Origin of the sequence: Paraglaciecola sp. T6c, from assembly GCF_000014225.1 — a bacterium.
GTDB classification, from domain to species: Bacteria; Pseudomonadota; Gammaproteobacteria; order Enterobacterales; family Alteromonadaceae; genus Paraglaciecola; species Paraglaciecola atlantica_A.
Map to the genome: position 1 here is coordinate 3,805,768 of NC_008228.1, position 11,928 is coordinate 3,817,695.

The 11,928-nt window shown below is 45.9% G+C and carries 11 protein-coding genes; 2 read left to right on the forward strand and 9 right to left on the reverse strand.

Annotated features, from left to right (window positions below):
• Positions 1–41: 41 nt before the first annotated feature.
• The 4 genes from PATL_RS16240 to PATL_RS16255 are packed head-to-tail and all read right to left on the reverse strand — an operon-like array spanning position 42 to position 3,977.
• Positions 42–1,706 (reverse strand): type IV pilus modification PilV family protein, encoded by a 1,665-nt coding sequence (locus PATL_RS16240; protein WP_011575903.1) that lies wholly within the window; start codon positions 1,704–1,706, stop codon positions 42–44.
• A complete protein-coding gene (locus PATL_RS16245; RefSeq protein ID WP_232283238.1) occupies positions 1,707–2,846 on the reverse strand; it encodes a hypothetical protein in 1,140 nt (379 codons plus the stop codon). It lies immediately after the preceding gene.
• Positions 2,833–3,465 carry a prepilin cleavage protein gene (locus PATL_RS16250; protein WP_011575905.1) on the reverse strand — a complete coding sequence of 211 codons (633 nt, stop codon included), beginning with the start codon at positions 3,463–3,465 and terminating at the stop codon, positions 2,833–2,835. The genes PATL_RS16245 and PATL_RS16250 overlap by 14 nt, the downstream gene beginning before the upstream one ends.
• Positions 3,459–3,977, reverse strand: a complete 519-nt coding sequence (locus tag PATL_RS16255; RefSeq protein ID WP_157043420.1) for a GspH/FimT family pseudopilin — start codon at positions 3,975–3,977, stop codon at positions 3,459–3,461. The genes PATL_RS16250 and PATL_RS16255 overlap by 7 nt, the downstream gene beginning before the upstream one ends.
• Before the next feature lie 226 nt (positions 3,978–4,203).
• On the opposite strand from PATL_RS16255, the gene PATL_RS16260 reads away from it, so the two are divergent.
• Both PATL_RS16260 and PATL_RS16265 read left to right on the forward strand, forming a co-directional pair.
• Positions 4,204–4,596 (forward strand): type IV pilin protein, encoded by a 393-nt coding sequence (locus PATL_RS16260; protein WP_011575907.1) that lies wholly within the window; start codon positions 4,204–4,206, stop codon positions 4,594–4,596.
• A 95-nt stretch (positions 4,597–4,691) separates the two neighbouring features.
• On the forward strand, positions 4,692–5,264 hold the full coding sequence (locus PATL_RS16265; RefSeq protein ID WP_011575908.1) for a GspH/FimT family pseudopilin: 573 nt from the start codon (positions 4,692–4,694) through the stop codon (positions 5,262–5,264).
• A gap of 24 nt (positions 5,265–5,288) precedes the next feature.
• Here the strand turns inward: PATL_RS16265 and PATL_RS16270 are convergent, their stop codons facing one another.
• From PATL_RS16270 to PATL_RS16290, 5 genes are read right to left on the reverse strand one after another with little or no spacing between them, the layout of a single operon-like run.
• Positions 5,289–5,738 carry a type IV pilin protein gene (locus tag PATL_RS16270; protein WP_157043465.1) on the reverse strand — a complete coding sequence of 150 codons (450 nt, stop codon included), beginning with the start codon at positions 5,736–5,738 and terminating at the stop codon, positions 5,289–5,291.
• Between the two features lie 25 nt (positions 5,739–5,763).
• Positions 5,764–9,843 (reverse strand): PilC/PilY family type IV pilus protein, encoded by a 4,080-nt coding sequence (locus tag PATL_RS16275; protein WP_041714518.1) that lies wholly within the window; start codon positions 9,841–9,843, stop codon positions 5,764–5,766.
• Between the two features lie 11 nt (positions 9,844–9,854).
• Complete coding sequence (locus tag PATL_RS16280) at positions 9,855–10,457, reverse strand: PilX N-terminal domain-containing pilus assembly protein (RefSeq protein ID WP_011575911.1); 603 nt, start codon at positions 10,455–10,457, stop codon at positions 9,855–9,857.
• The gene (locus PATL_RS16285) at positions 10,454–11,305 is read right to left on the reverse strand and encodes a PilW family protein (protein WP_041714521.1); all 852 of its coding nucleotides are present in this window, start codon (positions 11,303–11,305) and stop codon (positions 10,454–10,456) included. Before PATL_RS16285 ends, PATL_RS16280 begins: the two co-directional genes overlap by 4 nt.
• 26 nt (positions 11,306–11,331) lie before the next feature.
• Positions 11,332–11,907 (reverse strand): hypothetical protein, encoded by a 576-nt coding sequence (locus PATL_RS16290; RefSeq protein WP_011575913.1) that lies wholly within the window; start codon positions 11,905–11,907, stop codon positions 11,332–11,334.
• Positions 11,908–11,928: the final 21 nt, after the last annotated feature.

Below are 11,928 nucleotides of genomic sequence, written 5' to 3' on the forward strand. Positions count from 1 at the left end.
TCTGCGCTATAAATTCAGTCAGAAGCCATTAGGCTGAAAAATCAGGGCTGAATAACAACCTCTAGCCCATCTCCTTCTTTTACATTCAATGCTTCATAGGGTGATAAAGGTGCATGCCCAACTAATCCACTGTTAGAGCCATTCATCGATGCATATATTCTGCTTTGGCCCAACAATAGGTTTTCTATGACACCTCTTTGGTAGCTAGCATAATAATCTTGTCCAACATTCTCAACAGTTTGTATCGCTTGTTGCAGTATATTTACGCTTAGCGTATCGGATGAGCGCCAATCTGCGAGTAATGTCACATTAACATCATAAAAAGGCGCTAGGGCAATCCAGCGGTCATCATTGCTGGCAATAAGTGTGTTCAAGTACGCTAAATCTTCGGCATACAAGCGCTCTATATAGACACCATAGGCTGCTAGTTGAAATTGCCCTAGGGGCAATGTGATATCCCGTCCTATCATCGGTGGCGGTAGCGCCGTATTTTGAATATACGCAGCCAACACTTGTTTTATATAAGCGGTATAGGCGTCACGGTTATTTTGCTGCGCTAAATGCTGAGCAGCGAATTCGGTGATCGCTAACTGCACAAGATCACTCGCCACATGATAAAAGCCATCTACTCGCTTGAATCGACAAACGTCCTGATATTCATCCCCTTCAGCGAGAGCTTCTTCAAATACATTGTCACCTATACGATTGTAGTGCTTATGCGCATCACCTGATTCGAGTCGATAATAGTTTTGAGTATTGACCATCGCACTTGTATCGTGATGGTCGTTACAGCACTGCTCACAACGGGCGTGTTGTCCTGGCTCTGCAACGCCTCTAGCTTTGAACACCTCTTGCCCTTGGGTTGTGCTCAATCTATCCCCTTGAATGACCGTCATTGCAGGCGTTTTTCCTAAGCCATTTTGCGCTACTCGGCAATCACATCCAACTACAAGCTGGCTTTCTAACCGTGTTTTCTCATACTCATTGGCAAATAATTCAACTCGATTTTGCTCAATTTTTATCGCGACATTATCCCCCACAACATCAATAATCGGCGCCCCGCCCTGTATCGCTAAATCACTATCGATATGATGCAAAACGTCAATATTATCCCTCGTAGGCATGTACGTCACCGGTAAAGGCTGGTTGTTCCCTATATTGGCACTCACCACATGCTGACTCCGGGTAAAAGGTACTGGCGTTAATTGACTGTGCAAAGAGACAGTTAGTGCCTCCCCAAATTGGTCTTGCCAACCAACGGTGATCTGCAACATCTTTTTAGGTGCAACAACAGGCAAAGTTTGCGGCAAATTAACATTGCCTTCAGGTAGCCAAGTATCAGGCAGTAAATCGTTATCGGTATCGACGAAGTACATGTTTTTCACTTGCCAGTGTAATTCAAAGGGGATTGTCTGGGTTTGCGATTGCCAAAGCTTTACTGCAACCTCCCCTGCGGCGATATCCCCTCCTGTGTCAGAATGTATATCTTGATAACTTTTTTGCCCAGCACTGCTATGCACAACACTGAAACTGTGCAGGTCACTTAACTTTTTCTTTGCCAGTGTGAGTGCCTGCTGGCGCAAATTTAACGTATAGTCGAGTTTTATATAATGGGATTGTAACTGCACATAACCAGCGACACCGAACAGCATAATGGCGGTAGCAATCAACACTTCTAATAAGCTAAATCCAGAATGTGTCTTCATCTAAAAATCACGCCAACTTCCGCTGATTTTTCCGATACGTTGCATGTCAGCATCTTGATGCAGTTGCGTTAATACATTTAACTGGTATCGAATTGCCAATTGACTCAAAGCTGCATCAATTGGGGAGAGCAGCACTAATGCGCCATTCAGCTGTGCACTCGCTGCCATGGCTATTCTTTTCGCGTTAGGTGGGTTTTGCGTGCTCAGATAAATAACTAGACCAAAAATTTGACTATCTTCAGGCATCAGCAAAGCTGAGTCCGCTAGAATTAACATAATTGGGGTATCAATACTGCCAATCTGTTGGCCTATTTCTAAACGGCATTCACCTTGTATCCATATGACACGTGTATCCGCAATCGTTAATGGCTCGCAATCCGCGGCGATAAGCGACACTTCACTCTTTAAAATGTGCCAGTCAGGCACAGGTATATTGAACAGGTATTCCAATACATCCGCCGGGAACCCCTCGTGCTCTTGCAGCGTATCAATGCCTAAGTTGGTATTGTTCGAATACATATCTAAAGCACATCTGTTTTCATCAAATATCTGCAATGCACAGGTTCGACTGTCTACATCAATAGCGGAAAGGGTCTTATCCGTCCATATAGAGACCGGCACCCCATTACCACCAGCATTCGGGTTCGCCCCTAGGACAAAACGTAAGTCACTAGGTATGTCAACGGCGCTGATCAAAGGTACTGGCGGGATAATGTGAAGAAAAGGATAACGAAGTACCTGCTCGCTCACCTGATGTCTACTCTGCCCATCAGCAGATAAGCCAGCTGATTCGATGGTAGCCCACTGTGTATTCAAGCCGTTACGTTGGAATGGATTAAATTGAGCACTCACAATCGCACGCGCATTATTGCTGAACGTTATATTGTGCTCTTCGCCTTGCCAGATAACATCAGATTGCATAAGGCTCATACCATGCGCTAACCCGCCTTGCGCTGCAGCCGATGACAATGCTTGGTTTTGGCTGTTGAGCAGTATTTTATGTTCAAGGGACTTCACGCGCCCAGTATGGACGGTGACTAAACTAGCAATCACTAACAACAGTGATACCGACACAAGCATCATAGCGCCTTTGCTTTCGCGCCTTGGGTGATGCCCATAGTCATACTTATTGAGCATCATTGTTCACTAAAAAGCGTATTGTGCCTTGGCGTGACACATCTGGCTGAGCCTTCAAGTTAGCCACCAGATTCATCTCTACTTGCGTCAATACCCTCTGTCCAACGATAAACTCCGTTAACGTAAAATGTAGACGCGTGACCTGCACAACATTGGGGTCTGTTACATCATGCCAGCCATTGCTGTTACATTGCGCTCCAGTTGTGCGCATCTCTATTGCTTTACCCCGCAGGCGATAGCCATAATTTTCATTGCCATCTTGGGTATCCAGAACCCCATTAGCATTGCGATCGTAAGCAAATAAAATACAGCTATCTTCGATTTCATTAGTAAACTGGCTAAGGGTTAACGAATCTGCGAAAGGATTTAACGCATTAATAGGGTCGATAATTTGTGCTGATGCACCTGCGTGAAAGCCCGCTCTGGCGATATCTCGGGCTAACATCTGAGAGACTAAGGTAAACTCTTCATTCAGACGAGAGGAGGTCAACAAATTAGCATTTACCCCGACCCCAAACCCGATAAAAGCGGTAAATGCAGACAACGCTGATACGCCCAAAGACATGGCAATCATCAGCTCTATCAATGAACTGCCTTTGCTAAGAAATCGCGAATTCAACATTGTCTGTATGCCACAATATCACCTTCGTTCACGCACAGACGAACCCGCCCCATATTACTCACAATAAGTTTGAGTTCATCCGTCGTATCACCAAAAATCAACGAGCCTGAATCCCCCATGGCCATGCCTCTTGCGCCGTCAAATACCGCACTATCATTCTGCCCAAAGCGCAATTGCGTCAGTTGTACAGAGGAAAAATCACTATGTTGAATGCGCGACTGCACTCCCAACACTGAGCAACTGTCTTCGATTCGACAATTACATACTTCGGATAGGTTCATACCTAGGCACCATGCTTGGCCGTCTTGAATAGTAACGAATATATTCTGCCCAGACGCGATAGCACTTGCGCGAGCGTGTTGCATAAAGAAATAGCTCTCTTGTGCCGCTTGCTTAATATGTAGCTGCTGTTTTGAATCTAATAATGAGGGGACGCCAAGCGTCATTAATATCATGGTAATAGATATCACCAACATAAGTTCTAATAGAGACATTCCTTTGCACATGTTCATCAGTATGCGTGATCCGAAAATGGGGCTACAACATGAAAGTAACGCGCGAACTTAAGCGAGGAGCAGTGTAATCAATCAGAGGGCAACAAACCCGAGTACACAAAGCTTTGACTGCATTTTGCGTGGCGAAAAATAATAATTGAGCATATAAATATAGACTAAATCGAGAAAAATTTTAGGCTGAAGGTAAGGCCTATGTCGAAAAGAAAAATAACAAGGACAAACTGTGCACCAACACCTCGCGTATAATCGCTATATTGGATTTAGTTTGATTGAACTGATGATTGTGGTGACCATCATCGGGATACTCGCCATGGTCGCCCTGCCCAGTTATCAAAATCACATTGTACAGACTCGTCGTGTTGATGCGCAAAACGCCTTATTGAAATGGCATTTACAACAAGAGCGTTACCGGATTTCCCACACCACGTATGCTGACGAGGTCGCCTTGCCGGTACCGACAAATGACTTATATGAATTTAGTGTTTCGAACATATCTGCAACTCGTTTTATATTGCAGGCCGAAGCGTTGTCAACGCAACTGGCAGATACTGGCTGTACAACTCTAGCTATCAATCAATCTATGACACAGTCTCCGGCAAATTGCTGGCCCCGATAATTCTGATATTAAAAGCTTAATCATCACTACGCTTTTAATACCATAGCCACTTGGCTCATACGTTACCTTGCCAGTATTAACGTTACACTTTGAGCATGAGAAAAGTCTATCGTTACCAAAATGAAAACCCCGCAGCGCAACGCGGTGTGACGCTTATCGAATTGATGATAAGCGTCAGTATTGCCGTTATTCTCGCCGCGAGCGTAGCACCTAGTTTACAGGCGACCATTTCCCACAACACAATTGCAGCGCAGATGAATAAGATCAGTGCTTTAGCCCAGTATGCCAGAGGCCACTCGATAGATAATCAAATTGAAACAACCTTTTGTGCTACATCAGATTACGCAACTTGTTCTAATAATTGGGCGCTAGCCAAAATGGTCTTTGTTGATACCAACGGGGATGGTGAACGCAACGCAAACGAATCATTGCTTGCATCCTTAAGTGTTGAGAGGAACAACATTGCTGTTCAAGGTCCTCAAAACCCCGTTGTTTTTACTATGAACGGCGGAGCTAATAATAATGCAGACATCCTATTTTGCGGCGAAGAAACGTCATCTCACCGGGCATTGTTCATCAGTTTACAAGGTAGAGTAAAAACTAGTCGAGACAGTGACAACAACGGGGTTTATGAGGGCAGAAACGGAGAGACTTTAAGCTGTTCTTAAACTGCCATTGAGTGCCAAACTCAATTAGCATCGCCAACAGAACTCAGAAGCAGAAATGGCTCCGTCTGCATTTTGATCCCACGCTTTACGCCCGTCACTATAATAGTAAAGTGCGCCTTGGCTAGCGACCAAAGGCTGCGCCTTAATTCGATAGGCAGAACCACCACCCGACAGGCTATCAATCGTCAAGTTGTACGCTTTATTATCCGCTGATTCACTGGCGGGTGAATGATGGGCGAAAATAGCTGGTTCTCCTGTATCTGCTCCCTCATTTGCCGCGCCTGCATAACTAAAGTTAGCTAACTTATGACGCTCCATTTGCGCCGCAAACGTCATTAGGTCAGCTTGGGCGACATTGCGTTTGCTGTCTACCATGTAGCTTTGATAACTTGGATAGGCAACCGTACTAACGATCCCCACAATAGCAACAGCGATCATCAACTCCATCAAAGAGAAGCCGCCATTAGCCGCCATTCTCGAGGGGGTGTTCATACGCCTTTTATTCATCTTCTTGTCTTTCAATTTCCGTTTTCCAACTGCTCTTTTGGATCCGCTCGAAGCGACCATAAATGTTTTGTGCTAAACAGCCAAAGGCCGAAGTACAGACGACTTCATCACCTTGCTCATCTACTTCAATCACCGCTGACGCACACTCAGTTCCTAAACACACGACAGGCTGTAAAATATCCTCAATAAGGATTTTGGTGTCTGGCGCGATACCCGTTTGCTTGAGATCAGCAAATCGATCTTGATGGGTCGTTTGATTATCATTGTTCAGATCCACCACCGCATTACCGTTAATTAATTCCACTAAATATGCGCGGCTGTTACCACTAGGAGGGGCGCATAGGCTGTCGTTTGCTGTGGCAGGCAAATAGGTAGTGAAGAACACTTGATAATTTAATATTAACGGCGAGGCTAATACTTTCTCGCCTCCAGTGCTAAGGTCCACCAGCCAACCCGCCCTACTGGCGAATAGTGCAGTTTGCTCCTCTACCACGGTTTCATCTGATGAGGTCAGTAGATGGGCCGTCGCATCATATAAGTCATCACGGGTAAATGCATTTTCAGGTAAGCCATAATGACCTTGTTCATCGGTTGAGAAGATGCCAAAGTCTTTTAACATATAAAAACTGTCTTGAATCTGCGCATTCAATGGATGTGCTCGATAACCAGAACCGATTGCCACAGCATAAAAGTTTTCATCAACGGCACTTATTTGAGCAACATCAGGCGCATAGTAAAAGCGTCGATTGTCTTCTGCCAAATCCCCCCCTAAATCAGCGAGTAAACCGCCGCTGACTAAGTTGCTACGTCCCGAACCATTATGTATGTCTAGGCGAAACAGTTGTCCTCCTGAATCGGCCACATACATATGATCTGCTAAGCCATCATTGTCCCGGTCAATCACCGATATACGAGCAGGAATACTGTATTGCATGTCGCTTAATAATAAGTCCGCAGCGCTGTTGCTGGCTGACCAAATTAACTCCCCGCTGTCAGCATCTACAATAAACACCGCGTTACCGACATTGTCAGCGCTGCGAGCTATTTTGTTGTCTTGCTCTGCGTCATAACCGCCACCAAAAATAAGTACATTGCGTATAGTTTCGCCCACTTTGATTTTGGTGACGGTTGGCCTTGACCATGATTGCCCAAGCTTTTCAAACCCCGTGCTTCCCCCGATAACCTGATGCACTAAGGTAGGATTTGATTTACTGGAAATATCAAAAGTGTAGTAATTTCGACCGCCGCGGCGCATGCCCACATAAAGATAAACCTTGTCATCAAAATGACGTAGAACCAGATCGCCGTCTAAACCATAGATATGATTCGACGTAGTGTTTTCACGGTAAAATTCATATAAATTGCCGAGTAGCTCTTGAGGAATGACAGCAAAATTTTCACTACCCGTTTGGGCGTCAAATGAATGCAAGAATCCCTGATTAGTCGCGACAAAAATAGCGCTGTCGGTAGCTGAATAATTGACAATGACAGGCTGAGAATGAATAGGATCTCCCATTTGTAGGCGCACGTCAGATGTATCACCATCACCATCGTCATCTTTTAAGTCAACGCCTCTTACCCACTTCAGTAAGTTGCTACGTATGGTGCTCGCATCATCAAGCATATCAATGGATAAGGCTTGCTCAGTGATATTACTGTTACTTTCATGCATACGGTTATCAGTGGTAGCGAACGCCCCTGGTGCTGAAAACGTAAATAAATTACGCGCCAAACTCATTTTACTCGCCGCCCCGCCTTGGCGAACATCATTACCATCAGTTAACACTGACCAATAGCTATGGGCTTGCTCAGAGAAAAAGCCATTGCCGTCATCCACAGCAGGCAAACCATTTTTATCTAAAATAGTATCTCCATCGATTTTGTATTTCTTCAGGTTTCCAGGCCAGTTGCTACCCTCAGACGGTTTAAATAACGCAAAGTACAACTCGTCTTTATGGGTTAAGCGATTTAATTGATTCACCGCAACCCCTGGGGAGACAAACGTCGCGTTCACATCTTTAACGGTTTTCAAAATCGATTGAAATGCACCTAATAATTCTTGGCTGTTATCCGCTTGATAAAAACCACCGCCCCCTTGTAAGGCTATTTGATTCAAGAAACTATTGGCTTCGGTATTCGCTGCAAAACCTATGGTGTGCGTAATAATGCGGCTGTCTATCACGGATCCCTCAGAATCTGCTACGTTTCGAACTAAACTTAAGCCGCATTTTTCACCGCCACTGCCTGTGCACGACGCGCTAAGTAAGCTCTCAATCTCATCAACACTGTGGTTATTGTTCGCTTCGCCGTCCGAGAGTAAAACGATATGATTATTCACTTGGCATTGGCGATCTGAAATGGGCGAAATATAGCGAGCCCCTTGAGGAATTTGTTGAGTGATGCAGTTAGATGAACTTAAATTGTCTTCTTCGCAGCCAGAGGGAAGCGTGGCATCTTGTCCTGAATATGAAAGTCGGTGGCTGACACGTGTGTTACGCCTAACAGTATTCGATACACTATTATTGCCCCGCGCCAGGCCATAGTTCACATCAAGCCCGCCGTAATACATCACCCCTTCATATAGAGTATCCACGATTGGGGTATAACCACTGGCACTGAGCTCATCCACCTTGCTGACTAAGTGCTCGCGCACGGTTGAGGTTTGGCCCGGTGTCGCTTGACCTTGAAATTCGATGACTAATTTAGCGGCTCCCGAAGGGCGCTCGGCATACGTATAGGCCCCCCGCGTATTGCTAAAGTCAGACAAGATAAATACCATGTCATTGCCCAACTGCCAATCATTGCGCTCTACCAACTGATTAATAATACTCGCAACTGACGGGCTCTGATAATCTCGATTTCGATACCATCGCTCAATGCCACTCCAGTTGACCGATGCGGTTTTGGCTTTATTTCTCAACAAATATCGGGGGTAGTTATTAAAGCTGTTTGGATCCGCTTCATTCGCCGCTCGAATTGTCATTGATGCGCTGTTATTGCTGCTGTTTTGATAAGCAGTGAATTCAAGGTAGGCATTGCTTACCACGGCGCCTTGAGGTAAAGCGATATTACGAAAGCGCAAACCAATGTAATCGTTACTGCTGGCATTGAAGGTCAATTCGCTACCCGTTGACTGATATCCATTGCCGCGCTCTTCAGCATTGTTAGATTGACTGTCAATTTGATACGTCAAGTCTCCAGTAACACACCCTGTAGCGGTAGTTTCATCGTACACCACCACTAGTTGCGGTGAGAGGCCTCCTCCTTGTTCGACGCTTTCAGCCAGCCGGTTGCTGGCAGCACTTAGGCCTTGGGTCGTCAGAATAATATTAAGATCATTGCCCCCACACCACTCGCTTTGATCAACAACTTCTTGTACCACTGTACTAAAATCAATGCTCGCAACTGTGTCGCCAACTGAGGGCCAATCGTTATTTTGCTCCCAAAGCACGTAATTCGATGTTTTGGTGCGTTGGCTGATGTCTTGCTGGTTACTGGTGTAAGTCAATGCATTGGGGGTAAGTTCCGCATTAATCTGGATTTGGGCTGCTGAAGCATCAAAACCCCGGGAGGTAAAGCGCAAGTACGCACTTGTGATGGTTGCTCCTTGAGGAATGTTTAAGCTCTGGTAGCGAAGCCCCGTAAACACAGTGTCGGTTCCTGCAGATAGGGTTAAACTACTACTGTTAAGATTAACCACACCGCTGCGCTCAGTAGCATCGTCAGTCCCAACAACGATAGGCACAATCAGTTCCGGTGAAACCGTGTCATCTATGGGGCGCACAGGGTAAAGTATGGGACCGCCATAATCCGAAAAGCGCATTAAACCGGCATTTACGTTGGTCACCGAACGCAAGGTCTCTTTAAGGGCATTCTGTACTCTAAGCATACGCGACTCATTGGTGTCGTCATCGGCTGTCATACTCCCCGAAGTATCCATGATAAAGAGCACATTAGGGTCGTATTTGACCTGCTCAGTGCTCGCGCCAAAGTAGATTTCCAGATCGTCAGCTACTGCTTCCAGCGATGGGCACAAGCCTAATAATAGTATTAGCATGTTGAAACGGGACATCATACCTCCGGTCATTGTGACGCTGGCGCCAGTACAGCAGCCGTTAAGCTATTGGCAACAATCGAACGACTCCCTTGCATTTGGCCGCACCCCTTAATAATAAACACATGACAAGTAATATGACTGCCACTGATAACGTTACTCGAGCCCAAACAAGCCTGCTCTCGCACGTAGGCCGTACGCGACCAACTGTCAATAGCAGGGCTAGTGTCATAGTGCCCCTGTGCTTGATGCAAAGCTCCCTTAGAAAGCCCAGCACTGGTGACCTGCCTGTTAGTCCACGTGTCAGGATCTTGGCAGCGAAGTGCCTCATTCTGTATGTCCAGCTCCGTGTTTTGTCGTGCTTGGGTTAATGGGTCTATCATGTTCACATCACTGATAACCGCGCTGTCTTCGGATTCAAACACCACACCCGCAATCGCCGCCTCTGCGGCGTCAAACGCAAGTGTTTGCGTTTGTAGCGATACCGCCATTTTATTTTGCAATAACCCGCTCGAGACAGACGCAATTCCCAGTACGGTTAAGCTCACCAGTACCAGCAATGCGAAAACCATCACTAAGCCTTTCTGCTTATGTCCTCGCGCCAAATTGCCACTACAAAGTGTCTGTTTCATAGCTTTCTACTGCGCATGTAATTTTTGACATTACGCAGCGTGACCGTGGTTTCAAAGGGTTTAAATAAACCAGTACCACTTTGTGTGGTGGGCGCTTCATTGAGTAATTTAAACGCTTTTTGAGCGCTGACCTTCACTTCACCCTCCCCCCGTAAAAGCACGCCTAAGCGCAGTGCTACCACCTGACTGCCGCTCGCTAATACTAATGGGAGCTCCCCCGCTGTAACATAACGTATAGGACGCCCCGAGTTATCCCCTGACAAAATAGTATTCGTGATCCCATAAAGCGCTTGAAAGCTGAACACATCATCAAGAATGATTTCAGCGCTGTTATCAACCTCATCATTGTTCGCCAGCATTGCCCTTAACACCCGCCCATCAAAGCCTCGGCAACGTAACGTATTGTTCTGTACAAAATAATGATTCACTACGAAGAATTCTTCCCCGTTCGCATAGCCCAAACGATTACCACGACAGTCAATACTCCCTTGCAAACCAATAACCACCTGATCATTTGCCCCTGCATTTCCATCGGTTGCGCCAAGCGCAGGCATAGCAACAAAATCGCCTGGCAAAATAACGGGATGATTTTGTACAAAGCTAGCTTCTTCTATCACATCTACCGCTGTGTTAAGGCTTGAGGCGAGCAGATCTGAACGCCCAGCCATGAGCATTTCTGTGCGCAGACGACTAATCACAAATCGGCCATTCTCTTGAACTGACGTCACGGCTTGATTCACGCCTTGCGTCACCCGCGAACTCACCATGACTTGAATAATGGCACCAGAGATAATCAAGCCTAATGCTAAAGCAATCATTAACTCTATTAGGCTAAAGCCCGTTTGCATTTGACCATGAGGCACACTTTTAGTCCTCACAGCGTTAAATCCAGCGTGACACAATCATGGGCATCACTTCGATTGAGGTTGCACTCAGTGTTTAAAATACGCTCTTGTTTTTGCCAGCTCTCTACCGGCCAAGCGATCATAATCTGATGACGGGAGCCCGCGCTGCAGCTATGTGCATCTAATGTATTGTTGTCATCACAGGTTAATGAAATCGATAAGCTTGGCGCAGCAGATGTAACCGCGCAGGACATTTCGTATGCATCAAACTGGGCGAATTGTGGGCTTGTACATTGGTTTTGTAGGCAATTTGGAATACTCGCTGGCAATGCCAAGCAATAGCACTCATAAGGTAAAGCAGATGAGTCACAAGACAGGCTGGCAAAATTATAGGCATTATTCACGAAATATTGATTATCTACCGTCAGCCCTTCACCAGAAGGGGCAGCAGCAGCGCGCAAACGCTCACTGAATTGCTGAGCAACTAATACAGCTTGGCTGCGACGAAGTGCATCTGCGTTAGAAAAAGCACTAACAAACTGTAACGATGCCACACCTAACAACCCCACCGTTAGAATAAATAACGTCACCAGGATTTCAACCATACCGACCCCCTTCATAGTAAG

Excerpts from the sequence above, each read along its gene's own strand:
- PATL_RS16245 (WP_232283238.1), bottom strand. The coding sequence starts at position 2,846 with ATGATGCTCAATAAGTATGACTATGGGCATCACCCAAGGCGCGAAAGC.
- PATL_RS16240 (WP_011575903.1), bottom strand. The coding sequence starts at position 1,706 with ATGAAGACACATTCTGGATTTAGCTTATTAGAAGTGTTGATTGCTACC.
- PATL_RS16255 (WP_157043420.1), bottom strand. The coding sequence starts at position 3,977 with ATGAACATGTGCAAAGGAATGTCTCTATTAGAACTTATGTTGGTGATA.
- PATL_RS16275 (WP_041714518.1), bottom strand. The coding sequence starts at position 9,843 with ATGTCCCGTTTCAACATGCTAATACTATTATTAGGCTTGTGCCCATCG.
- PATL_RS16290 (WP_011575913.1), bottom strand. The coding sequence starts at position 11,907 with ATGGTTGAAATCCTGGTGACGTTATTTATTCTAACGGTGGGGTTGTTA.
- PATL_RS16265 (WP_011575908.1), top strand. The coding sequence starts at position 4,692 with ATGAGAAAAGTCTATCGTTACCAAAATGAAAACCCCGCAGCGCAACGC.
- PATL_RS16270 (WP_157043465.1), bottom strand. The coding sequence starts at position 5,738 with ATGGCGGCTAATGGCGGCTTCTCTTTGATGGAGTTGATGATCGCTGTT.
- PATL_RS16280 (WP_011575911.1), bottom strand. The coding sequence starts at position 10,457 with ATGAAACAGACACTTTGTAGTGGCAATTTGGCGCGAGGACATAAGCAG.
- PATL_RS16250 (WP_011575905.1), bottom strand. The coding sequence starts at position 3,465 with ATGTTGAATTCGCGATTTCTTAGCAAAGGCAGTTCATTGATAGAGCTG.
- PATL_RS16285 (WP_041714521.1), bottom strand. The coding sequence starts at position 11,305 with ATGCAAACGGGCTTTAGCCTAATAGAGTTAATGATTGCTTTAGCATTA.